Genomic DNA, 24,611 nt, shown 5'->3' with positions numbered 1-24,611 from the left:
CAATTATGAAAAGGGGGATAATCTATGATGGTACTGGTGACCGGTGGAAGTGCCAGCGGTAAATCAGCTTTTGCAGAAAAGGTAATTGAAACCTTAAAAAAGGATAGAGCAACCTATCTGGCTACCATGATTCCCTGGGACGAGGAATGCAGGCAGAAGATAGCGAAGCACCGCACTGTAAGAGCCGGCAAAGGGTATGAAACCCTGGAGCAGTATACGGACATTGCAAGTGTCACCCTTTCAGACAGACCAGTATTGCTTTTGGAGTGCATGTCCAATCTACTGGCAAATGAAATGTATGATCCAAAAGGGTATATCAGTATATATGGCGGGAAGGGGCTCTGTGATGCCATAATCAATGGTGTGAATGTATTAAGAGGACAATGTGAGCATGTAGTGATTGTTACCAATGAAGTATTCTCTGACTATGGTTCTGTATACGAGGAAACCATGGGCTATCTGAAATACCTGGGTGAAATCAACAGACGGCTTACTGTAATGGCTGATAATGTATATGAAATTGTATCAGGGCTTAAGCTTACAATCAAAGAGGAGGAAAAAATATGGGACTTGTAAAAGGACTGGCTATAACATTTTCGATGTATTCCAAGATTCCGGTACCTATCTTTGAATGGAAAGAAGAGGATATGAAATATTCCATGGTTTTCTTTCCGCTGATAGGGGTGATTATTGGTGGTGTTTTTCTTGGCTGGTATTTTCTTTCAGCAAGCTTAGGGTTTGGAAAGAGCTTTACGGCAGCCATAGCGGCTGTGCTGCCTTTCATCATTACAGGAGGAATCCATATGGATGGCTTTCTGGATACAGTAGATGCCCTGAGCTCCTATCAGTCAAAGGAAGTTAAGCTTAAGATCTTAAAAGATCCTCATTGCGGTGCCTTTGCAGTTATTGGAGGGCTTATGTATATACTGATTCTTTACGGTGCCTTGACGGAAATAAAAGACCTGATACCTTGTCTGCTTATTGCTTTGGGATTCGTATTATCCAGAGCATTCAGCGGACTTTCTCTGATTTGGTTTCCAAATGCTAAAAAAGAGGGAACACTGCATACCTTTTCCTCTGCTGCTCAGAAAAAAGTTACAGCAGCGGCACTCCTTGGTACAGTTATCGTTATGGTTGTTCTGATGTTTATAATAGGCGGAGTGAAAGGAATGGTACCGGCAGCAGCGGTAGTAGTTGTTTTTTTCTATTATAGAAGAATGTCTGATAAGAAATTTGGGGGAATTACAGGGGACCTGGCGGGTTTCTTCTTACAGCTTTGTGAGCTGTTTGTAGTAATAAGCTGTGCCGTGCTGTATAGATAATAAATGCGTATGTCTACGTTGTATAGTACTGTTATAAAGGAGTTCAGGTTCCAGCTTTTTGATGACTACTGTTCTGCAAGGGTGCTGTCAGAGTACAATAGAGTACTATGACATAAAGAGAGCAAGTGTAAACAGATACAAAGTATTATAGAAGGAAAAAGAAAGGGGCAGTTGATGGAACTGTATATCGGTGGATTAAATCAGGGCAAGTTAGATTATGTATTGACGAAATATAAGATAACAAAGGACAGTGACCAACTTTGTGACGGTGCTGTATGTACGAAAGAAGAATTATTTAAGAAGCGGTTTATTAACCATTACCACGAATTTGTAAAGCGGTTACTTACAGAAGGTGAAGAACCGGAAGAATTTACAGAGGAACTGATCAAATACAACCCATCGGCAGTGATTATCTGCAATGAAGTGGGAGCAGGTGTAGTACCCATGGACAGGAAAGACAGACGTTTTAGAGAAGCAGTAGGTCACTGTACGTTAAAAATTGCCTCTAATGCCGTTCATGTTGAGCGAATCTCCTGTGGACTGGGACTCCTGTTAAAAGGAGAGTCTGAAATATAGAAAAGGAATAGGAAGGGAAGTACAGCATCGCCAGTAAGTTAACAATGAACATGCAGGATACATAAATAAGTTTAAAAAGGAGGGTAAAATGGGCAGAAGCATAAGATTTATACGGCATGGAATAACAGCCGGAAACCTTGAGAAGCGTTATGTTGGAAGTACCGATGAAGGTCTGTGTGAAACAGGGAAACAGTTGATAAGCGAGAAATCTTATCTTTACCCTTTTTCAGAACGAGAAATTATCTATGCAAGTCCACTGAGAAGATGTAAGGAAACTGCGGAGATACTATTTCCTGCAATAAGGCCAATATTACATAAGGGACTCAGGGAATGCAATTTTGGTGAATTTGAATACAAGAATTATCTGGAACTGGCAGACAATGCGAAGTATCAGGCCTGGATTGACAGCGGAGGAACTATGGATTTTCCTGGAGGTGAAGGAAATGAAGCCTTTAAGGAACGCTGTACAAAAGCTTATGAAGAGATCCTTCTTAATACGGATAGCCCAATAACCTTCGTGGTACACGGAGGAACGATTATGGCAATTCTTAATAAATACAGTCTTGAGAAGAAAGGTTATTTTGACTGGCAGCTAAAAAATGGTGAAGGTTACTTATGTGAACTGGTAGGAGAGTACTCTTTAAAGGTATTACAGAAGTTAAGTTAAGTATTTTTATAATAGCGAAGGTTCTGGCAGTATCTATAATTACGAAGTCGTAATTCTAATTCTATATGCAGATTCTATATGCTGTATAAGATTAGTTTGCTGTAGAACTTCAGGAAAAATGGGGAGATAGAGGTAAGATTATGGTATACGATATTCTTTTGGCGTGTCTGGCAGGCTTTTTGTTGGATTTTATTCTTGGTGATCCCTATTGGCTGTATCATCCGGTAAGATTAATCGGAAAACTGATACAAATAACAGAGAAGATACTTAGGAAACTTTTGCCGGTAACAAAGAAAGGTGAGCTTATCGGCGGTTTTATATTAGTACTGGTGGTTTTGGCTTTCTCAGGTGGGATTCCTTTCTTTCTTATACAGCTGGCTTATCAGATCAACCGATGGCTTGGATTTGGTATTATGACTGTGATGTGTTATCAGCTGCTGGCAGCCAGATGTTTAAAAAAAGAGAGCATGAAGGTCTATAAATCTTTAGGTAAGAAGAATATAGAGGAAGCGAGATATAATGTTTCCATGATTGTCGGCAGAGATACCAAGGAACTGACAGAGGAGGGCATCATAAAGGCAGCCGTTGAAACTGTTGCAGAGAATACCTCTGACGGTGTGATAGCTCCTTTGTGTTATCTTTTGCTGGGAGGACCGGTACTGGGTTTTCTATATAAGGCAGTTAATACTATGGATTCCATGGTAGGCTATAAGAACAGCAAATATCTTTATTTCGGAAGATGTGCAGCCAGACTGGATGATATATTAAACTATATCCCGTCACGAGTAGCAGCCTATCTGTTTATAGTAAGCTGCCCGTTGACAGGTTTACACCTGAAAGAAGCTTTTCGTATTTACCGAAGAGATAACAGAAACCATTCCAGTCCGAATTCTGCTCAGACGGAAAGTGCATGTGCCGGAGGCCTGAGGGTACAGTTAGGCGGTGATGCCTCCTATTTTGGGGTAATTCATCATAAAAAGACCATAGGTGATAATACCAGGCCGGTGGAAAGAGAAGATATTAAGAGAGCAAACCGTCTGATGTATGTCAGTTCGTTATTTGCACTGCTTCTGTTTGGCGGATGCAGAGCCCTTATAATGAGGTATTTATAAGAGCCGGAGCTTAAGTAAGATACAGCGAAACAAAGTTTATTTCCTAAACGGAGCAGCCGTAAGGAAGCATTGTAAGAAAGGAAAGAAAATAGAGCATGTTCAGTTATACACACGGTGGTGAAATATACGATAAAAAGGTATCCTTGGACTTTTCCGTCAATACGAATCCTTTTGGTATGCCGGAAGGGGTCCGAAAAATACTCATAGACTCAGTGGACCTATACGACCGCTATCCTGATGATTACTACAGGGAGCTTAAGACAGCACTTGCAAAAGAGCACTCCTTAGACGATGATGAGCTTATATGTGCTAATGGGGCTTCTGATATGATATACCGATTATGTGAGGTAATAAGACCGGGCAAAGCGCTTCTTTGTGCACCTACCTTCATAGAATATGAACAGGCTCTTAAGGCTGTTGGCTGCGAAATTGCGTATTATAATTTAAAGGAAGAAAATGATTTTGCATTACAGGAGGATTATCTTATCCACCTGACGCCTGATATTCATATGGTTTTTTTGTGTAATCCTTCTAATCCGATAGGCAATCTTGTAGATAAGAAGCTTTTGATAAAAGTAGCAGAAAAATGCCAGGAACTTGGGATAGTTCTTGTTGTGGATGAATGCTTTCTCGACTTTGTGAAAGAAGCAGAGTCACTTATCTGCCATAGAAAGAGATATCCGGGGCTTTTTATCCTTAAGGCATTTACAAAATTCTATGCCTTGGCAGGGCTGAGACTTGGATACGGTGTCTGCAGCGGCAAGGAATTAATGGAGGAGCTATTGCGGCATACCCCTTCCTGGAATGTATCACTGCCGGCACAGCTTGCCGGTGTGGAAGCACTAAAGGATATGGCATATCGGGAAAAGACATACAAATGGATTGAGTCGGAGAGAGAATATTTGAGTTTGGGGCTTTCTGCCCTGGGATTTAAGGTGTATCCCTCACAAGGCAATTTCCTGCTTTTTCATGGGAAAGAAGGGCTTTATGAGGAATTATTAAAGCGAGGGATTCTGATCAGAGAGTGTAAAAATTACAGGCAGTTAGGACCTGGCTACTACCGGGCTGCCGTTAAAGCAAGGGAAGATAACGAACAGCTGCTGAAAGTAATCGGCGAGATTCTGGGGAAAGATGCCATATAGGGCAGAAGAATGTTGGAGCTGAAGGTAAACAGAACAAGTAGTATAACTGAAAACACGACATGAAGGATAGAAGTACAGAGGAATTTTAGCATAGAAGAAAAACAGAACAAGTAGTTTATTAGAAAAAAGGACATGAAGAATAGAAGCATAAAGAGAATTTAGCTTAAAAGAAAAACAGAACAAGTAGTATAACAGATAACACGACATGAAGGATAGAAGTACAAAGGAATTATAGCATAGAAGAAAAACAGAACAAGTAATTTAAGAGAAAAAGTATATGAAGAATAGAAGTACAAAGAGAATTATAGCTTAGAAGAATAAACAGAACTGTAATTAATAGAGAAAAAAGGACACGAAGCATTGTAGCCACAAAGAGAATTTAACATGCAAGAAATAAGAGAACAAGCAATAGAAAAAGAGACTGTAAAAAGAGACTGTAAAAAAGAGACATGGGATAGTATAAACAGTTACATAAAGTTAGTAAGAATGGAGTAATAAAGTTAAGATAAGGTTCATTAATTATTAAAATACATATATAGCCTGAAGTTGCTTATATAATAGGAAGCTTTTCATAAGAAATAAAGAAATCCTTACTAATTTCTTACTCAGAAAAAGAAAGTATGAATAAAACAGGTAAAAATCTAACATTCAGAAAAGAGGTCTTTATGGCAAAGAAAATAATGATCCAAGGAACCATGTCCGGGGTAGGAAAAAGTCTTTTAACGGCTGGGTTGTGCAGAATCCTGCGCCAGGACGGATACAGGGTTGCCCCCTTTAAGTCACAGAATATGGCCTTAAACTCTTTTATAACAAAGGATGGGCTCGAAATGGGAAGGGCTCAGGTGGTTCAGGCAGAAGCAGCTATGGTTGAGCCCAGCGTGCTTATGAACCCAATACTTTTAAAACCCACTACCGATGTAGGTTCTCAGGTTATTGTCAGAGGAGAAGTAATAGGGAACATGAAGGCGGTGGAATATTTTAAATATAAGCGCTCTTTAATGCCGGTTATCATGGACTCATTTCAGGAACTGGAAAAGGATTATGACTATATTGTTATCGAAGGCGCCGGAAGTCCTGCTGAAATTAACCTTAAACAAAATGATATCGTTAATATGGGGCTGGCGAAAGCGCTTCAAGCCCCGGTTTTATTAGTGGGTGATATTGACAGGGGAGGAGTTTTTGCCCAATTGGCAGGTACCATGATGCTGTTAGAGGAAGAAGAGAAAGAACTGGTCAAGGGAGTAATAATCAATAAATTCCGAGGGGATAAAGAAATTCTAAAACCTGGTCTTACCATGCTGGATGATTTGATCAATCGCCCTACGGCAGGAGTTATTCCTTATGTGTATCTTAACCTGGATGATGAGGACAGCCTTACAGAACGTTTTCAAGACAAAGGGAAGGTAAGTCAGTTGAAGGCAGCAGTAGTGAAACTCCCCAGGATCTCCAATTTTTCTGACTTTAGCATACTTGAATCACTGGAGTATCTGTCACTGGTATACGCAACCGGTGCAGGTGACCTTGAGAATGCAGATATTATCATAATACCCGGTACAAAAAATACGCTGAGTGATCTGTTATGGATGAGACAGAACGGGATGGAAGCAGCAATCAAGAAGCTGGCCCAGAAAGATGTAATTATCATGGGAATCTGCGGTGGTTTTCAGATGTTAGGTGAAGTGCTGAAAGACCCTGATCATATCGAAGGGGGAGGCGACTTAAGGGGACTTGGTTTACTGCCGCTGGAGACGATATTTGAAAAAGAGAAAGTACGAACCAGAGTACGGGGCAGAGTTCATAAAATGCAAGAGGAACTAACCGAGCTTAGTGATGCAGAATTCGAAGGATATGAGATACATATGGGCCGCTCAAGGGTCCTCACGGATATGGCAGAGGGAAGCTTTTCGGAGGTTACCCCCCTCACAGAAAAATCCGAGGGTAAGCAAGAGGGATTTGCAAAAGGGAATGTATTTGGCACTTATGTGCATGGTATCTTTGACCAGGGGGATTTCTGTGAAAGATTAATGAAACTCCTCCTAAAGAGAAAAGGTCTTACATATGAAGGGATTGAACCTCTTGATTTTAATGCTTATAAAGAAAGTCAATACAATCTCCTTGCTGATACCGTTAGGATGAATTTGGATATGGAGCTGATTTATAAAATTATGGATGAAGGTGCAAAATAATAGATCACCAGGTAATTGTAAGCTCAGTTAATCAGGTGCTGGTGTGGAAAGCAGAAAGCATATTTCACTCTTGATTGAAAGGTACCAGGACTCGACTGGGTTATTAACCTGGTGATTTTGAAAATCTGGACAGACAGATAAGATATTCCATGGGAATTAGTGTAGATATAAAAAGCAAATTCCTGCCTTGTTTAAGCGTAGAAAAGCGCGAAGGGAGATTACAATGAATAAAGGCTTGATACATGTATATTGTGGTGACGGTAAAGGTAAGACCACAGCCGCTGTGGGTTTAACCGTCAGAGCTGCAGGCAGTGGGTTAAAGGTCGTATTTTTTCAATTTCTCAAAGCAAGAGACTCCGGTGAGATTGATGTCTTAAGAGAACTTAAGAATGTAACAGTAATCAGAAATGATGTGGATTACGGGTTTTATAAACGAATGACAGAAGAGGATAAGCTGCAGATAACAAAACTTCATAACAGAAACCTAAAGAATGCCTTGCAATACATTTATGAAGAGGCTTGTGACTTATTGGTGCTGGATGAAGTCTGTGCGGCTTACTATTATAATCTTTTGGATAGAAGTATAATCGATACGCTAATAAGAGAAAAACCTGAGAAATTGGAGCTTGTTCTGACCGGCAGAGATCCGGCACCGCTTTTTCTGGAATATGCAGATTATGTTTCAGAAATAAAAAAGCTGAAACATCCCTATGACCAGCATATCGGCGCAAGAAAAGGAATTGAATTTTAATGCAGGGAAGCTTATAAAGGGTCGTTATGAACGGCAGAAGGCGAGGAAGAATGAAATACAGGATAGAGAATCTTCTCCCGGAGGAGATTGAGAAAAAAAGTTTTGAGATTATTGAAGAAGAACTAAAGAAACGTGGATTTGAGGCGAAGGAACCTGGAACCATATCAATCATTAAGAGGGTAATACATACCTCAGCTGATTTCGATTATGCGGATAACCTGTATTTTTCACCAGGTGTTGTTGGCCATACCCTAGAGGTCCTGAAAAAGAAGCCGGTAATTATTACGGATACCAACATGGGGAAAGCAGGAGTCAATAAAGCTGCACTAGAGCAATTCGGCTGTGAGATACATTGCTTCATGGCAGATAAGGATGTAGCGGAGGAAGCAAAAAAAAGAGGAATTACCAGGGCAGCTGCGAGTATGGAGAAAGCTTTTCGGTTAAAAGAAGAGGGGATACTCGAAGGGGAGCTTATCTTTGCAGTTGGTAATGCCCCTACGGCTCTTATAACACTACATGAATTAATCCTTGAGAAGCAGTTTAGGACAGCACTTGTAATTGCAGTACCCGTTGGATTTGTAAATGTAGTAGAGGCGAAGGAAATGATAGAGGACCTTAATATACCTTGCATTGTAGCCAGAGGCAGAAAAGGTGGAAGCAACGTTGCTGCCGGTATCTGTAATGCTCTTTTGTACCTGGCAAAAGCAGAGCTAAATGATAAATCTTCATAAAATTTACGTAAAAATTAATAAATTCGTAAAAAACATTAAGGATATACCAAATTGATAAATTTATTAATATGTGATAAAATGCCTTTTCGTGATAGACATTAATTGCGGAAACTTCGGTCTTCTGTTTGTGAGAAGCGCTAATGTAACTCAGGTGCAATCAAAAAGAAAAGAGGCGGGTTATCATAGATAATAAAGTTATAACTAAAAAAACAAAAGATACAGAATTTATTATAAAAGCGTTACAACAAAGAGATTTTACCGCAATGGCGGAAAAGTTACTGACAGACAGTAATTTGGTTATGATAGCAGCAGCGGCTATATTTCTGCCCTACATGCTATCAGGTATTATATTAGTTGCAATAGCCTTATATATAATAATCAACAAACAGACAAGAGAAGCCTTAATTGTACATAAGGGCTTTAAAGGTGTGATTTATTTTCAGCTGTTCTTCCAGGCAGTTTCCTTAATTTACGGCAACTGGATGGGAGTACTGGGAGGTTTTGTATTTACACTTGCAGCAGTCCTTGGAATATATCAATACCGGATTATGACCGCAGAGCTTTACGAGAAGAGTCTTACAATAATGTGTATATTCAGCTGCTTCTCAACAATATATGCTTTGGTGGAAAAGGTACTTATCTCTATGGATTATTTAAGCTATCAGAGAGTATGCAGCATTTTCTTCTATCCAAACTATTTTGCTACCATCTCTGCAACAGTAATACTTATTTGTGTATACAAACTGCTGACAGGCCAGGGAAATAAGAAAATATACCTGATTGCCGTTACAATGAACCTGATCAATATCTATTTAAGCCAAAGTATGTTCGGCTGGGTAGAAGTATTAGCCGGAACCGCCGTAATGTTATTTGTATTAAAATATAAACGGCTGCTGATTACCTTTGTCGCTATGGCAGGAGTCGGTATTGGCATGATACTGCTCATCAACCCTGATATTATTCCAAGAATATCAGAAGCAAGTCTGACCCTCAGTATGCGTTTCAAGATATGGAAGGATGCGCTGTCCTTCATACAGGAAGCCCCTATACTTGGAAAAGGAACCATGGCCTATGCATACGACACACTTCAGACCGGCAAACTGGTTGTACATTCCCACAGCATATTATTTGAGTTCCTGTTAAATTACGGAATCCTTGGAACCATCGTGCTGTTTGCAGCCTTTGGAAAGTTTATACTGGACATCTTAAAAAGATGCTTTTACCAGAAGAATACCCATATAACCTCTTTGATCTTAGGAGTGGCAGGAGCAGCGCTGGTACACGGAATAACCGATGTAACACTGATGTGGGTGCAGACAATGCCCTTATTCCTCTTTATCATGGCAGGAGCTGGAGCAATAAAGAAAGACGAAGAAGAAGTAGTGATTGCTGAAAGAATTCCCGGACTGGTCATACAGAAGGTATCTCCTGTTATTGTGTACTGCAGGGTATCCTATGATAAATCCAGACATATCTTAATGAGCAAAGAGAGTGGCAAAGACAGAATAAGCGCTTAAAAGGATAAGTGCTTAAAGGATAAGTGCTTAAAGAATAAGTGCTTAAAGAAGCAGAAGAGCAGTTTCAAAATGAGTCTGTAAATATGAACGAAAAGTTGATAAATGTAACCAAAGGCCGGCAGAGAAAGAATCCAGGAGGATATCTGCCGGTCTTTTGCTGTCTTATAAGTAAATTACAAATAATAAGGGAGGCTGCGAATGTAGATTAGTGTAATAGCAATATGAAACCTTATTAAACAAATGTTTGTTTTGCACACGGACATTTAAAACTTCCTATAAATGTATTTAAATATAAAGAATAAAATGTAGAAACGTACTATTTACACAACCCTACATTTACTATAGAACAAAAAAGAAAAGAACCCTACGTTAAAGACAAGATATTTGTCAACAAGTATGATTGACAGTAAAAATTAAATTTGATATGATACTTTGGTGTGTAATAAACACCATCTAGAAGAGGTACTATATGACATTAGCAGTCATTGCACTTAATCAAATACTAATTATGTTTCTGATAATGTTATTAGGTTTTTTCTGTTATAAGATAAAGATCATTAATCATGAAACCAACAGAAAGCTGTCTGATTTTCTGCTTTTAGTCGTTAACCCTTTGTTGATCGTTAACTCTTATCAGAGGGAATTTAACAAAGAGCTGTTGATAGGTCTTGAGATATCCTTTGTACTAGCTTTCGTAAGCCATCTGATCGCAATGGGCATAGCCAGACTATTAATAAGAGGTAAGAATAAACCGGATATTTCACTGGAGAGGTTTTCATCTGTATACTCAAACTGCGGATTTATCGGTATACCCCTAATTAACAGCCTATTTGGCGGTGAAGGTGTATTTTATCTAACTGCTTATTTAACCGTCTTTAATGTGCTTATCTGGACCCATGGCGTTATACTGATAACAGGACAAAAGGATTTGAAAGCAATACGAAAGACTCTGGTATCACCCACTTTTATAGCAATTATAGCGGGACTCGTACTGTTCTTATTAAATGTCAGAATTCCAGAAGTCCTATATCGATCAATGGACTATGTGGCATCTATGAATACTCCGCTGGCAATGATAATCGCAGGAGCCACCATGGCGCAATCCCAGCTAAAGAAGGTACTGTTAAAGGGCAGGATCTATCTGGTGGTTATCATGAAGCAGCTATTAATACCTGCAATCCTGGTAGTACTTTTTCATAAGCTTCCCATAGACCATATGATACTTACCACAACTGTAATAGCAGCAGCTTGTCCAGTAGCAGCAACCGGAATGTTATTTGCGCTGCGTTTTAATAAGAATCACCTCTATGCTTCGGAACTATATACAGTAAGCACCATAACTTCATTAGTGACTATTCCAATCCTTATGTTCTTTGCAGGCTTTTTTATAAAATAAAAGGCTAAAATAGTAGCAGATAGTATGTAATATTGAAATATGAGCCAATAGAGTCTAATAACTTCTCTCCCTGTTTGATTTATCAACGCAAGGACCAGAATATACAATGCGGAACGAAATTCTTCATCCATACACAAAGCAAAATAAGAAAGTTTCAAAGGTCTTATAGCCATAAAGTTTCAGGAAAAATGGACCAAGCAGAAAAATGAATGCGCCTATGGAAAGGTATTAGAAGTCCTTTTCTCTGGATATTTTGTGCTATATTATAAAACTGATTGTTTGAGCGAAGCGAGTTATCAGTTTTATAATATGTCAAGCACAAAAAATCCAGAGAATTAGGACTTCTTATACCTTGGAATTGAAGCATGAGTTTTTCTGCTTGGTCCATTTTTCCGTCCCCTTTACAAAAACCTCCTATTTATCTTACATACAGAACAAAAAAAGAATGCGTCAAATAAAACGCATTCTTTTTCTACCAAATCTTTATCTAAGCAGTAAAGTAAACTCTTACTTTCCTGCCTTAAATACCTGTATTAATCTTCCCAGGAAGCTAAACGTACAAGTTTCTTGTACTTCGCCTTAGCACTTGCCTCAGCCTTAGCAAAGAGGTCTGCCGCTCTTTCAGGATTAGAACGTGCAAGAGAGCTGTATCTAACTTCACTTGCAAGGAATTCCTGGTAATCAGCAGTAGGCTCTTTGGAGTCTAACTGGAATGGATTCTTGCCCTGTTCTTCAAGACGAGGATCGAAACGGAAGGTATGCCAGTATCCGGCAGCAACAGCACGTTTCTCTTCTGTCTGAGCACCCTTCATACCACCTTTGATACCATGGTTGATACAAGGAGCATAAGCGATGATAAGAGAAGGACCGGGATAGCTTTCAGCCTCAACAAATGCTTTCACACACTGGTTGTAATCAGCACCCTGAGCGATCTGTGCTACATATACATAACCGTAGCTCATAGCGATAGCTGCAAGATCTTTCTTCTTAACTTCTTTACCGGCAGCTGCGAACTGAGCGATCGCACCGGTAGGTGTGGATTTGGAGGACTGACCGCCTGTATTGGAGTAAACCTCTGTATCAAATACAAGGATGTTTACATCTTCACCACTGGCAATTACATGGTCTAAGCCGCCGAAACCGATATCGTAAGCCCATCCGTCACCACCGAAGATCCACTGTGATTTCTTGGATAAGAAGTCTCTGTTGGTAAGGATGTTTGCTCTGTCTTCGTTGTCACATTCACAGCTCTCAAGAGCAGCAATTAATTCTGTGGAAGCAGGAGCATTTAAAGTACTGGAATCTTTTGTAGCAAGGTATTGCTCAAGAGCAGACTTCACATCTGTGTTCTCTACAGTCGTTAACAGAGATTCTGCAGAAGCGATAAGACGCTTTCTTAAAGCTTTCTGAGCAAGTGCCATACCATAACCGTACTCTGCATTATCTTCGAATAAGGAGTTAGCCCATGCGGGACCTTTTCCTTCTCTATTTACTGTATAAGGAGTGGAAGGTGCACTGCCGCCCCAGATAGAGGAGCATCCGGTAGCATTGGAGATATACATTCTGTCTCCGAATAACTGAGTAGCAAGTTTTGCATAAGGTGTTTCACCGCAGCCTGCGCAGGCACCGGAGAACTCAAGTAAAGGTTTCTTGAACTGGCTGCCCTTAACGGTTGTCTCTTTGAACTTAGCAACCACTTCATTAGGGAAGCCGATTTCAACGCCGTAATCAAATAATTTCTGTGCATCCAGCTGAGTGTCAAGGCTTTCCATTGTAAGAGCCTTCTCACCTTTCTTGCCGGGACAAACATTTGCACAAGATCCGCAACCCTGGCAATCAAGAGCGGATACGGAGATCGCAAATTTGTAACCAGCCATACCTGTTAAGTCAACATAAGTTGAACCTTCAGGAGCATTAGCAGCCTGAGCCTCTGTCATAGCAACAGGACGAATGGAGGCATGAGGGCAAACATAAGAACAGAAGTTACACTGTATACAGTTATCAGGATTCCACATAGGAACATCAACTGCAATACCACGTTTTTCAAATGCAGCAGAACCTAAGGGGAAAGTACCGTCTGCCATGTCTACGAAAGTAGAAACTGGTAAGCTGTATCCATCCTGTGCATTAACAACATTCTGAATCTTATTTACATAGTCAACGATTTCTCTTCTGGAACCAGTTGCTTCGCTTAAGAGGCTTTCATCTTCTGCGTTAGCCCAGGAAGCAGGAACCTGAATTTCTTTTACATCTGTGATACCACGATCAATAGCATCATGGTTCATCTTAACAACAGCGTCACCCTTCTTGCTGTAAGAAGCGGTAGCAGCTGCTTTCATATATTTAACTGCATCATCCACAGGAATGATGTTTGCTAATTTGAAGAAAGCTGCCTGTAATACTGTGTTGATACGTCCGCCAAGACCGATTTCCTTACCAATGCTGATACCGTCAATGGTGTAGAATTTGATGTTGTGCTCAGCAATATAACGCTTAACCTGTCCAGGTAAGTGAGCTTCGATCTCTTCCATGGACCAACCACAGTTAAGTAAGAAGGAACCGCCTTCTTTTAAATCCTGAACCATGTTGTATTTTCTAACATAAGAAGGATTATGACAAGCAACAAAGTTCGCCTGGCTTACAAGGTATGTAGATTTGATAGGAGCTTTTCCGAAACGTAAGTGGGAAGTAGTGATACCACCTGATTTCTTGGAATCATAATCGAAATAAGCCTGAGCATACATGTCTGTATGGTCACCGATAATCTTGATGGAGTTCTTGTTAGCACCTACTGTACCATCCGCACCAAGACCCCAGAATTTGCAGCTGATAGTTGCTTCAGGAGTTGTGTTGAATTTCTTGGTTGTTTCAAGTGAAAGGTGAGTAACATCATCAACGATACCGATTGTAAATTTCTTTTTCTCTGTATTTTTATAAACAGAAGCAATCTGTCCGGGAGTAGTATCTTTGGAACCTAAACCATAACGACCTGTTAATACAGGAATGTCTTTGAATTTCGTATCCTTTAAGGCAGCTACGATATCTAACCATAAAGGCTCACCAAGAGCTCCGGGCTCTTTTGTTCTGTCAAGTACACTGAGCTGCTTAACGGAGTCAGGAATAACATCCAGTAAGTGTTTTACGGAGAAAGGTCTGTAAAGTCTTACTTTGATTAAACCTACTTTCGCGCCTTCTGCTACTAAGTAATCAATTGTCTCTTCAATGGTATCACATACGGAACCCATAGCGATGATTACATGCTCTGCATCAGGAGCGCCATAGTAATTGAACAGTTTGTAATCTGTTCCGATTTTGGCATTTACTTTATTCATATATTCTTCTACAATACCGGGAACGGCATCATAGTAAGGATTACTTGCTTCTCTAGCCTGGAAGAAAATGTCGGGGTTCTGTGCAGTACCGCGTGTTACGGGGTGCTCAGGATTTAATGCGCGCTTACGGAAAGCAGCAACAGCATCTAAGTCAGTCATTTCTTTTAAATCTTCATAATCCCAGGTCTCAACCTTCTGAATCTCATGAGAAGTTCTGAAACCGTCGAAGAAATGAAGGAAAGGAACGCGGGATTTAATAGTGGAAAGATGTGCAACAGCACCTAAATCCATAACTTCCTGTACATTTCCGGAACAAAGCATTGCAAAACCTGTCTGGCGGCATGCATAAACGTCGGAGTGATCACCGAAGATAGACAGCGCGTGGCTTGCTAATGCACGGGCAGAAACGTCAATAACGCAAGGGAGTAATTCACCTGCGATTTTGTACATGTTAGGAATCATTAAAAGAAGACCCTGTGATGCAGTAAAAGTAGTAGTTAAAGCACCGGCCTGTAAGGAACCGTGTACTGTACCAGCTGCACCAGCTTCGGATTGCATTTCACTTACCTGAACTTCATGTCCGAAAATGTTTTTTCTTCCCTGCGCAGACCATGCGTCAGTTACTTCAGCCATAACTGAAGATGGTGTGATTGGATAGATAGCTGCAACATCGGTAAACGCATAGGAGACATGAGCTGCGGCATTATTTCCATCCATGGTTTTCATTTTTCTAGCCATGTTATATTATCCTCCTTGATGAATGCAGTAATCGAGAGAGTTTAGAATACAACAAAAATAATGAGTCACCTCATTGTGCGCCTCAATTACTGAACATTGTTAATTATGTAACTAGCTTTATTTGGTAAAGAACCGATTTCCTGCAAACCTGAAAAATAAGAAAATCCAGTGGAATACCTATAGTAGAGAATAACACTATTCGACAGTCGTGTAAAGAGTTAATTCGTACTTATTCAAATTTTTAATAAATCACTCCTTACTCTTTTTTACAGCGATAAAACTAGTAAAAAACACCAAAATCGTCATAATATATGAAGGAATTCCTGTAATATGTTCTATGAAATTGTTACAAAAACAGCAAAATCCTCAAATTAAAAAATATAATAATTTTGGTATAAAAGTCACAATAAAGTTAATCATAACTTGCGGAATAATTTTTGTTCAACCATGATAATATATAAAGTACCGTAAGAGACATCAGCAAAATTATTGACAACATACTAGTGATAAGTTATAATACTTTGAATGTATCGTTAATACGATTGAAACGGAGGAAGGGTGTTTAAATATGGCAGAAAAAAAGAACATTTTGACCTATGAGGGATTAAGACTTTTAGAGAACGAACTACAAGATTTAAAAGTCAACAAACGTAAAGAGGTTGCACAGAAGATAAAGGAAGCCAGAGAACAGGGTGATTTATCCGAGAATGCAGAATATGATGCAGCAAAAGACGAGCAGAGAGAGATTGAAGCAAGAATCGAAGAGATAGATAAAATCCTGAAAAACGCCGAAGTCGTTGTGGAAGACGAAGTTGAGGTTGACGTAATTAATATAGGGTGTAAAGTTAGAATACTTGATATAGAATTTGATGATGAGATGGAATATAAAATCGTAGGTTCTACGGAAGCAAATAGTCTTAAAGGAAAGATCTCCAATGAATCACCGGTCGGAAGAGCCTTGATTGGTGCAAGAGTTGGGGATATTGTTAATGTTGAGACTCATTCCGGTATGCTAGAGTACAAGATACTGGAAATACAGAAGTCCAACTAAGCAGATCCAACTGATGTAAAAAGGAAAGGATGAAGAAAAGTGGCTGAGGAAAAGATACAGGCGCAGGAAAAGGTGCAGACAGAACAGGAGCTAAATGAGCTTTTGAAGGTAAGAAGGAACAAGCTTTCCGAATTAAAGGAAAACGGCAAGGATCCTTTTCAGATAATGAAATACCAGGTGACACACCAGTCGAAAGATATCGAAGCGGAATTTGAAACCCTGGAAGGCAAGGAAGTATCCATTGCCGGACGTATCATGTCCAAACGTGTAATGGGTAAGGCCTCTTTTTGCAATATCCAGGATATCAAAGGAAATATCCAGGTGTATGTAAGAAAAGACGCAATCGGAGAAGAACTTTATGCTGAGTTCAAAAAATATGACATGGGTGATATCATTGGTATTACCGGTGAGGTATTTAAGACTCATACAGAAGAGATTTCCGTAAAGGTTACGAGCATTGTTCTTTTAACAAAGAGCCTTCAGATACTGCCTGAAAAATATCACGGACTGAAGGATACCGATGTCAGATATCGTCAGAGATATGTTGACTTGATCGTGAATCCGGAAGTAAAGGATACCTTTATCAAACGTTCACTCATCATCAGAGAAATCAGAAAGTATCTGGATGGAAAGAACTTTATTGAGGTAGAGACACCTGTTCTGGTTCCTAATGCAGGCGGAGCAGCCGCAAAACCTTTCTTCACTCACCATAACGCGCTGGATGAAGACATCCATTTACGTATTTCTTTAGAGTTATACCTGAAGAGACTGATTGTCGGCGGACTTGAGAGAGTGTATGAAATCGGAAGAGTATTCCGTAATGAGGGGCTTTCCGTAAGACACAATCCTGAATTTACACTGTTGGAGCTCTATCAGGCTTATACAGATTATTATGGTATGATGGATCTTGCAGAAGAGTTGTACCGTACCGTTGCACAGAATGTACTCGGCACAACTACGATTTCCTATGATGGTGTTGTTATAGACTTAAGCAAGCCTTTCGAGAGAATGACCATGTTAGAGGCTGTTAAGAAATATTCCGGTGTTGATTTCTCTGAGGTAAAAACAGAGGAAGAGGCAAAAGCAATTGCAAAAGAGCATCATGTTGCATTTGAAGACAGACATAAGAAGGGTGATATCATTAATCTTTTCTTCGAGGAATTCGTAGAAGAGAATCTGGTACAGCCGACCTTTATCATGGATCATCCGGTAGAGATTTCACCCCTTGCCAAGAGAAAGCCGGAAGCACCTGACTTTACTGAGAGATTCGAGTTATTTATAACGAAGAGAGAGATGGCGAATGCATTCTCTGAGTTAAATGATCCCATTGATCAGAGAGGCCGTTTTGAGGCTCAGGAGGCTTTAAAGGCTGCGGGTGATGAAGAAGCCAATTCTATGGATGAAGATTTCCTGACGGCATTGGAATATGGTATGCCGCCAACTGGTGGTATTGGTATTGGAATTGACCGTCTTGTAATGCTGCTGACGGATTCTGCGGCGATTAGGGATGTACTTTTGTTCCCGACGATGAAGACATTGGAGAAGTAAAGCCTGTATTTATGCGGGTTTGAGAAAACAAAGGCCAAAATTTACGACCAACTTACAACCAAATAATAAAGTATATTTGAAAGGATCTCTTGGAAACAGGGGATTCTTTTTTTGCTCTTTGTCAAGTGTTGGGATAATAATGTTTTTGCAACCGAAGGGTGTTTTCCTCCGGTTGTTTTGGGCTTGGGCTGAGACTAGTATGTTCCTGAAGGTCTCAAAGTTTCAATATCAATATGCAGTTCACTTTACTACTTTAATTGCATTGTTACTGACTCTTCTAAATCAATTTGGATCAGAGGAGTCAAATGAGTTTAGTATATATTTATCTCGTTTTCCGAATATCGTTAATACAGGAGCGAATTCTTTTGATTTACTGGATGGAGTAGCAAGTAATGAATAATGCAGTTGCTCTTGAAGATATTATGTTGAATTCTGTAAAAATAGCTTTTTAAATCTCGTAACATGATTTATAATGAAGAATGAATTAATTGTGTAAAATGAAGCGAATGTTTCATGTACGTAAATTAATACCGGCAACATGATGAGAATATAATGAATGGATAATCCTATAACTTCTTAGTGTTATCGTTACTGTACGATAACTCGGAAAGGAACCAGAATGATTAACGCTATAAACTCAAATGAACAGATGATAGAAAAAATTAATGAAATTCTTCAAACAAAGAAGAATGCAGTGGTAAATATTGTAAATGATAAGCTGACTATTTCTGTATTTTCCTTATTGGAAAAGAATCTACATAATGTAAAAGAAATCAATATTGTCATAAGAGATATTAATCTCTTGCCACATCAGGCAGAGATATCGCATGAATTTGAAATGAACCCTACCGATATTTTATTTAATTCATATGATATAACGGAGAAAAATAAACTTCAGCATTTTTCTAAGGCGAGGAATATGCATGACTTCATCGAGAAGCATGTTAATGTCCGCAGAGTAAGACCAAGCGTTCGTATTAATGGCAACGTGCTTATAATTGATGATGATTTTATGATTCAAGGTTCCTCTTCATTGGAAGTATCTAAGAAGATGAGTAGGGACGGACTTAATAATATTAATTTTGATACAATCTTAAGTGGTATTGCTGATAAAGAGCAAATCGTGAATGCGTTGAGTACATTTAAGCGGGTATGGTTTAATGAGCAGGTTTCATTGGATTATAAAGAAGAGCTGTTAGCAAGCTTGAAATATGTATACAAGGAGCATTCACCAGAATTCTTATACTACTTTACGTTAAATGAACTGTTCGGAAACCAATTGGATGTTGGTGTAGAGAGATTTGAAAAGGATAGCCAAAGATTTAAGAAAACTGAAATATGGAATGCTCTCTTCAACTTTCAGAAAGATTGTGTCGTATCAGCTATTCGTAAGCTTAACAAATATGGTGGTTGTATTATAGCGGATTCAGTTGGTCTTGGTAAGACATTTGAAGCTCTTGCTATCATTAAATACTTTGAAATTGGGATGAATAGAGTTTTGGTTCTCACACCGGCAAAGCTCTATGATAACTGGAATTCATTTCGTGGAGACTATAAAGATTCATTCTTACATGAATCATTTAATTATCGAATCATGTTTCATACTGATTTATCGAGATATAATGGTATGTCACGCTCCGGTCAGGACTTGAAGAAATTTGATTGGGGTTTATACGATTTGGTAGTTATTGATGAATCTCATAATTTTCGAAATCGTAATGACAGATATGATGAGGATGACCAGCTTATTATGACAAGATATGCTAGGCTGATGCAGGATGTTATTAAGCGTGGAAATAATAATACAAAAGTACTTTTGCTATCAGCGACACCGGTAAATAATAGCCTGGTAGACCTGAAGAATCAGATTAGTGTCATTACTGGGGACAAGGATTTTGCATTTGAAGAAGATGGAATTCAGAGTATAGATAATTTGCTTAGAAAAACATCTGCAAGCATTAATGTATGGGAAAGAAGACTCGGGCATAATAAAGATGAATTGCTAGACAGTCTTCCATCAGAATTTTATAAACTACTTGAAATGATGACGATTGCAAGAAGCCGTAAGCATATCATGAGTTTTTATGGTAATAAAGATGTAGGAAAGTTCCCTGAAAAGAATAAACCAGATACACTTCGAAGCGATATTGATACAGAGGGGGATTTGCTGAATTTTAAGGAAACCAATGAATTGCTGGAGGCTTTAATTCTTAGCGTATATACTCCTACGAAATATATCAAAGAAGATGCCAAGAAGATTTACATAGATAAATATAACATTAAAGGTAAGCGCGGTAGTAACTTGAACTTTGATATTCAGTCCAGTGGTATGATTGTTCTTCATCGTTTTAATTTATTTAAACGATTGGAAAGTTCTGTATATTCCTTCGAGGAAACCCTCCGCCGTTTATTAGAAAGAATTGAAAGAACAGAACATCTTCTTAGAAAAGGTGGCGGTACTGTTGATGAAAATTACAATGACTTCGACGAATATGAAAATGAGGAAGTATATTTAGAGGGTAAATATGAGATAGATGTTCGCCATTTAAGAGTGGATGATTATTTGGAGGATTTGGCCAGTGATAAGTATATTCTTCAGGCAATCTATAAGAATGCAAAGAAGATACTTGATAATGAAAGAGACCAAAAACTAAGGGATTTAAAGGAAAGAATAATTAAAAAGGTAAAAGAAACGCCTTACAATGCTGGTAATAAAAAAATAATAGTATTTACTGCTTTTGCTGATACAGCTGATTACTTGTACGATTCGTTAGCTGATGAGATGCTTGGACTAGGAATTCACACAGCCTGTATTACGGGTAGAAACATAAAGTGTAATAATCGAAAAGTGGATGCAGATTTTAATTCTGTATTATGCGCTTTTTCACCGTTGTCTAAGATGAAGAAGGAAATACCAGGAGAAGAACAGATTGATTTGCTTATTGGTACTGACTGTATATCGGAAGGTCAAAATTTACAGGATTGTGATACTGTAATAAACTTTGACATTCAATGGAATCCGGTATCATTGATTCAGCGTTTTGGAAGAATTGACCGTATTGGTAGTAAGAATAGTAATATTCAGATGATTAATTTCTTCCCAAACATGGAATTAAACGAATACCTGGGTTTGGAACAGCGGGTTAAGGGTAAGATGACAACATTAAATCTTGTTTCTACCGGTGATGAGAATATTCTTACACCTGAGATGAACGATTTTAACTTCAGAAAGCGTCAATTGGAAAGGCTAAAAGAAGAAGTTATTGATATTGAGGACGCAAATGAAAACCTGTCACTTACAGACTTAAACATGAATGAGTATTTGTACGAACTATCGGATTACGTTAATTCTAATCCAGAGATGAAAAAGACTCCGAAGGGCATTTATTCTGTAACTGGCGATGAGAAGCCGGGCGTTCTTTTCTGCTTCAAGCATAGTAATCTTATGGATAAGCCGAAGTCAGATAGCTCTTTGTATCCATATTATTTAATTTACATACAAAATGATGGAACAGTATTATATGGAAATGGACAAGCAAGAGAGGTTGTAAAACAATTCCGAAAGCTTTGTTATGGCAAAGACAAACCTATTATGGACTTGTTCGGAAAGTTCTTTGAACGAACGAAGAATGCTACAAAGATGGGTTTCTATTCAGACCTTTTAAATAAAGCAATTCGCTCAATTAAAGGAGAAGAGGAATCAAAGGCTGTTCAGAATATGTTTGATTTTAATGGATTTAACAATGCTTTTGCTGGAGAAACAGCGGATGATTTTGAATTAATATCATTTTTGGTGGTGGAATAAATGTTTAAAATACCAGAACAATACAAGGCAGGCGTCAATATTGTATTAAAGGACTTTATACCGAAGGATTTAAAACCTGAACAGAAGAAGCGAATAAGGGATTCGATTAAGAAGGTACAGCTTACCTATCAGATTGTTGGAGAGGAAATACCTTCAGTTGTGAATGATGAATATCGTTGTCAGGTAATTCAGTTTTATGATATTGAAATTAGAAGTATGAAGGATGCTGCCTTTTTAGCAGGAATCTACCAAGGGCTGATTAAGCCTTTGTGTGTAATAAGATTACATGATTCTATGGATGAAGCATATTCCCTATCATTAAAGAGGCTGAATCAGCAGGATAATACACAAATTGTTGTTGAGTGTAGCGAAATGACTGAAAGTTATCCCGTAGGATTACCGGATTCGAAAAGAGATAGATTGTTTTCCTATATCGATTTTACCAAGGTTAAGAATAAAACAGATAAAATTAATTTCTATAAAGAGATTTACGCCAAGATTTATCTGCTTAATAATGAAAAGGCATACGCTAACACGGTGGAGATAATGGATAGCAATGTCTGGTATGATGCCAATAGAACAGGAAGAATGCTCTTATATTATAAAGGGTTAGTTGATGAGCGGATGATGCTTACAAGAGTCGTTACGAATGCGGAAAAGGTTAGTATTAACCAAAGAATTAAAGAAGAAATTAAGTTATTGGATGAAGAAAGATATTAACAGGAGGCTACATACAATGGGTTATGAAAAAGTACAACAAGGTATAAACAACATTGTGGGGGATAATGTAAAAAAGCTGGCACAATTATTTCCGTCAGCAATAAAAGATGGAGAGGTTGATTTTGAGGCTTTAAAAGAAGAGTTAGGACAATTTTCTGAGGCAGGTAGTGAGAAGTATGAACTGACTTGGGCGGGAAAGAAAAATGCAAAGAAAATAGCACAGGAAGATATTATTGGAAAGACATTAAAATATATTCCGGAAGATAGTAAAGATACTGCTACTACAAAAAATTTATATATCGAAGGAGATAATCTTGAAGTATTGAAGTTGCTCCGTCAGAATTATTATGGTGCAATCAAAATGATTTATATTGATCCACCATATAATACGGGAAATGATTTTGTTTATAATGATAATTTTACTGTTTCTGAGAAGAAGAGTTCTTTCGAAGAAGGTAATGCTAATATATCGGGAGAAAGGTATACAATTAATAGTAAGTCAAGTAATAGATTTCATGCTAGATGGTTAGATAATATATATCCTAGACTAAAAATTGCAAAAGATTTGTTAACTGAAGATGGAGCGATATTTATAAGTATTGATGATAATGAAGTTCATAATTTAAAAAAAGTATGTGATGAGATATTTGGTGAAGAAGGATTTGTGGGTCAGCTTTCTATTGTAAATAATCTAAAGGGGCGAAATGATAAGAAAAATATCGCAACTTGCCATGAATATTTATTAATTTATGGGAAAGCATTGTTTGAATCCAATGGGTTACCGCTTACTGAAGAACAAAGGAATAAGTTTGATAAGGAAGATGAAAATGGTAACAAGTATCAGCTGAGAGATTTGAGAAAAAGGGGAAGACCAGATAGACGAGAAGATAGACCTAATATGTATTTTCCTATATATTACAATGAGTTAACAAAGGAGTGTTTTTTAGAAAGGCAAGAAAATACAATTGAAATTTTACCTTTGCGTGGTGATGGAAGTGATGGCCGTTGGAGATGGGGGAAGGAACGTGTTAAAGCTAATTTGGCAATACTTGAACCTAGATACTCTAACATTGCAGGAAGGTGGGGAATTGAACATAGAGTTTATTTAAATCCAGCAATGAACCCAATCAATTCTGATGACGAAGAAGAAGATGGAGATATAGAAGAGCGCAGTTCGAAAGCAAAATCAGTATGGCAAGGAGGAGAGTTGTCAACTGATGTTGGAAGAAGAACATTCAAGGAAATTATGGGTAATGCAGCTTTTGATTATCCAAAACCAGTAGATTATTTAACAAAATTAGTTTATATGGGGACTTCCGATTCTGATATAGTAATGGATTTCTTCTCAGGTTCAGCTTCAATGGCTCATGCGGTGATGATAGTAAATAGCATTGAGAATACAAGAAGAAAGTTTGTTATGATTCAATGGCCAGAGGAATGTGACGAAAAGACAGAAGCATATAATCTTGGGTTTAAAAATATTTGTGAAATTGGTAAAGAACGAATTCGAAGAGCTGGAGAAAAAATTAGAGAAGATAATCCTAATTCTTCAATTGATATAGGTTTTAAGCTGTTCAAAATGGCAGATACCAATATTAAGTGGAATTCTATATTAGATATGGGACAGCTAGACATTACACAATTAGAGACTACGCCTGACCTTGCAGATTTCATGCCAAACACAAATGATATTGATATTGTTTATGAGTTAATGCTTAGACAGCGTGATGTTTCTTTATCAGAAACACTAGAAAATCTAGAAGGTATTGGAGAACGAACCTATTTATATGCCAGCAGTTATCTTGTATGTCTGGAAACGTTCATTACAGAAGAGATAGTTGATAAGTTAGCAGCAATTGACCCACTACCTATTAAATTTATATTCAGAGATTCTGCTTTTAAGGATGATATTTCTTTAAAAGATGAGACATTCCGAAGATTAAAGGCTCTTATCGAGAAAAACTCTGGAACTACTAAGCTATCATATACTGTTGAATTTATCTGAGGAGGATTGAAT

Annotated in this window: 18 protein-coding genes; 17 read left to right on the top strand and 1 reads right to left on the bottom strand. The window is 38.3% G+C overall.

What is annotated here, in order from left to right; all coding sequences use genetic code 11:
- Positions 1-24 precede the first annotated feature (24 nt).
- The 12 genes from R2R35_RS08955 (at position 25) to R2R35_RS08900 (ending at position 11,400) form a co-directional block, all read left to right on the top strand.
- Positions 25-576, top strand: a complete 552-nt coding sequence (locus tag R2R35_RS08955; protein ID WP_317734163.1) for a bifunctional adenosylcobinamide kinase/adenosylcobinamide-phosphate guanylyltransferase — start codon at positions 25-27, stop codon at positions 574-576.
- Positions 564-1,322, top strand: a complete 759-nt coding sequence (locus tag R2R35_RS08950; protein ID WP_317734162.1) for an adenosylcobinamide-GDP ribazoletransferase — start codon at positions 564-566, stop codon at positions 1,320-1,322. The genes R2R35_RS08955 and R2R35_RS08950 overlap by 13 nt, the downstream gene beginning before the upstream one ends.
- 174 nt (positions 1,323-1,496) lie before the next feature.
- Positions 1,497-1,898, top strand: a complete 402-nt coding sequence (locus R2R35_RS08945) for a bifunctional adenosylcobinamide kinase/adenosylcobinamide-phosphate guanylyltransferase (protein ID WP_317734161.1) — start codon at positions 1,497-1,499, stop codon at positions 1,896-1,898.
- 88 nt (positions 1,899-1,986) lie between these two features.
- A complete protein-coding gene (locus R2R35_RS08940) occupies positions 1,987-2,565 on the top strand; it encodes a histidine phosphatase family protein (protein WP_317734160.1) in 579 nt (192 codons plus the stop codon).
- Between the two features lie 140 nt (positions 2,566-2,705).
- A complete protein-coding gene (cbiB, locus tag R2R35_RS08935) occupies positions 2,706-3,677 on the top strand; it encodes an adenosylcobinamide-phosphate synthase CbiB (protein ID WP_317734159.1) in 972 nt (323 codons plus the stop codon).
- Positions 3,678-3,772: 95 nt separating this feature from the next.
- The gene (gene cobD, locus R2R35_RS08930; protein ID WP_317734158.1) at positions 3,773-4,819 is read left to right on the top strand and encodes a threonine-phosphate decarboxylase CobD; all 1,047 of its coding nucleotides are present in this window, start codon (positions 3,773-3,775) and stop codon (positions 4,817-4,819) included.
- A gap of 665 nt (positions 4,820-5,484) precedes the next feature.
- Positions 5,485-7,005, top strand: a complete 1,521-nt coding sequence (locus tag R2R35_RS08925; RefSeq protein ID WP_317734157.1) for a cobyric acid synthase — start codon at positions 5,485-5,487, stop codon at positions 7,003-7,005.
- A gap of 223 nt (positions 7,006-7,228) precedes the next feature.
- Positions 7,229-7,756, top strand: a complete 528-nt coding sequence (locus R2R35_RS08920) for a cob(I)yrinic acid a,c-diamide adenosyltransferase (protein ID WP_317734156.1) — start codon at positions 7,229-7,231, stop codon at positions 7,754-7,756.
- 50 nt (positions 7,757-7,806) lie between these two features.
- Positions 7,807-8,487 carry a precorrin-8X methylmutase gene (locus R2R35_RS08915; protein ID WP_317734155.1) on the top strand — a complete coding sequence of 227 codons (681 nt, stop codon included), beginning with the start codon at positions 7,807-7,809 and terminating at the stop codon, positions 8,485-8,487.
- A 263-nt stretch (positions 8,488-8,750) separates the two neighbouring features.
- Entirely contained in the window at positions 8,751-10,004 is a 1,254-nt protein-coding gene (locus R2R35_RS08910) for an O-antigen ligase family protein (RefSeq protein WP_317734153.1), read from the top strand.
- Positions 10,005-10,087: 83 nt separating this feature from the next.
- The gene (locus R2R35_RS08905; protein WP_317734152.1) at positions 10,088-10,213 is read left to right on the top strand and encodes a hypothetical protein; all 126 of its coding nucleotides are present in this window, start codon (positions 10,088-10,090) and stop codon (positions 10,211-10,213) included.
- A gap of 260 nt (positions 10,214-10,473) precedes the next feature.
- Positions 10,474-11,400, top strand: coding sequence for an AEC family transporter (locus R2R35_RS08900; protein WP_317734151.1), 927 nt, complete (start codon positions 10,474-10,476; stop codon positions 11,398-11,400).
- A gap of 533 nt (positions 11,401-11,933) precedes the next feature.
- On the opposite strand, the gene nifJ is transcribed toward R2R35_RS08900, so the two are convergent.
- Positions 11,934-15,470 (bottom strand): pyruvate:ferredoxin (flavodoxin) oxidoreductase, encoded by a 3,537-nt coding sequence (nifJ, locus tag R2R35_RS08895; protein ID WP_317734150.1) that lies wholly within the window; start codon positions 15,468-15,470, stop codon positions 11,934-11,936.
- A gap of 568 nt (positions 15,471-16,038) precedes the next feature.
- Between nifJ and greA the strand changes: the two genes are divergently transcribed.
- From greA to R2R35_RS08870, 5 genes are all read left to right on the top strand, one after another.
- Complete coding sequence (gene greA, locus R2R35_RS08890) at positions 16,039-16,521, top strand: transcription elongation factor GreA (RefSeq protein ID WP_033164717.1); 483 nt, start codon at positions 16,039-16,041, stop codon at positions 16,519-16,521.
- A gap of 39 nt (positions 16,522-16,560) precedes the next feature.
- Positions 16,561-18,069 carry a lysine--tRNA ligase gene (gene lysS, locus R2R35_RS08885; protein WP_317734149.1) on the top strand — a complete coding sequence of 503 codons (1,509 nt, stop codon included), beginning with the start codon at positions 16,561-16,563 and terminating at the stop codon, positions 18,067-18,069.
- 619 nt (positions 18,070-18,688) lie between these two features.
- The gene (locus R2R35_RS08880) at positions 18,689-21,874 is read left to right on the top strand and encodes a helicase-related protein (RefSeq protein ID WP_317734148.1); all 3,186 of its coding nucleotides are present in this window, start codon (positions 18,689-18,691) and stop codon (positions 21,872-21,874) included.
- Complete coding sequence (locus R2R35_RS08875) at positions 21,875-22,594, top strand: DUF4391 domain-containing protein (RefSeq protein WP_317734147.1); 720 nt, start codon at positions 21,875-21,877, stop codon at positions 22,592-22,594.
- Positions 22,595-22,610: 16 nt separating this feature from the next.
- Positions 22,611-24,599 (top strand): site-specific DNA-methyltransferase, encoded by a 1,989-nt coding sequence (locus R2R35_RS08870; RefSeq protein ID WP_317734146.1) that lies wholly within the window; start codon positions 22,611-22,613, stop codon positions 24,597-24,599.
- Positions 24,600-24,611: the final 12 nt, after the last annotated feature.

Origin of the sequence: Anaerocolumna sp. AGMB13020 (genome assembly GCF_033100115.1) — a bacterium.
GTDB lineage: Bacteria > Bacillota > Clostridia > Lachnospirales > Lachnospiraceae > Anaerocolumna.
The sequence above is the reverse complement of the archived record's forward strand: the minus strand, read 5'-3'. Positions and strand labels throughout refer to the sequence as shown.

Coding starts and splice junctions, on each gene's coding strand:
- R2R35_RS08955 (WP_317734163.1), top strand. CDS start 25: ATGATGGTACTGGTGACCGGTGGAAGTGCCAGCGGTAAATCAGCTTTT.
- R2R35_RS08950 (WP_317734162.1), top strand. CDS start 564: ATGGGACTTGTAAAAGGACTGGCTATAACATTTTCGATGTATTCCAAG.
- R2R35_RS08945 (WP_317734161.1), top strand. CDS start 1,497: ATGGAACTGTATATCGGTGGATTAAATCAGGGCAAGTTAGATTATGTA.
- R2R35_RS08940 (WP_317734160.1), top strand. CDS start 1,987: ATGGGCAGAAGCATAAGATTTATACGGCATGGAATAACAGCCGGAAAC.
- cbiB (WP_317734159.1), top strand. CDS start 2,706: ATGGTATACGATATTCTTTTGGCGTGTCTGGCAGGCTTTTTGTTGGAT.
- cobD (WP_317734158.1), top strand. CDS start 3,773: ATGTTCAGTTATACACACGGTGGTGAAATATACGATAAAAAGGTATCC.
- R2R35_RS08925 (WP_317734157.1), top strand. CDS start 5,485: ATGGCAAAGAAAATAATGATCCAAGGAACCATGTCCGGGGTAGGAAAA.
- R2R35_RS08920 (WP_317734156.1), top strand. CDS start 7,229: ATGAATAAAGGCTTGATACATGTATATTGTGGTGACGGTAAAGGTAAG.
- R2R35_RS08915 (WP_317734155.1), top strand. CDS start 7,807: ATGAAATACAGGATAGAGAATCTTCTCCCGGAGGAGATTGAGAAAAAA.
- R2R35_RS08910 (WP_317734153.1), top strand. CDS start 8,751: ATGGCGGAAAAGTTACTGACAGACAGTAATTTGGTTATGATAGCAGCA.
- R2R35_RS08905 (WP_317734152.1), top strand. CDS start 10,088: ATGAACGAAAAGTTGATAAATGTAACCAAAGGCCGGCAGAGAAAGAAT.
- R2R35_RS08900 (WP_317734151.1), top strand. CDS start 10,474: ATGACATTAGCAGTCATTGCACTTAATCAAATACTAATTATGTTTCTG.
- nifJ (WP_317734150.1), bottom strand. CDS start 15,470: ATGGCTAGAAAAATGAAAACCATGGATGGAAATAATGCCGCAGCTCAT.
- greA (WP_033164717.1), top strand. CDS start 16,039: ATGGCAGAAAAAAAGAACATTTTGACCTATGAGGGATTAAGACTTTTA.
- R2R35_RS08880 (WP_317734148.1), top strand. CDS start 18,689: ATGATTAACGCTATAAACTCAAATGAACAGATGATAGAAAAAATTAAT.
- R2R35_RS08875 (WP_317734147.1), top strand. CDS start 21,875: ATGTTTAAAATACCAGAACAATACAAGGCAGGCGTCAATATTGTATTA.
- R2R35_RS08870 (WP_317734146.1), top strand. CDS start 22,611: ATGGGTTATGAAAAAGTACAACAAGGTATAAACAACATTGTGGGGGAT.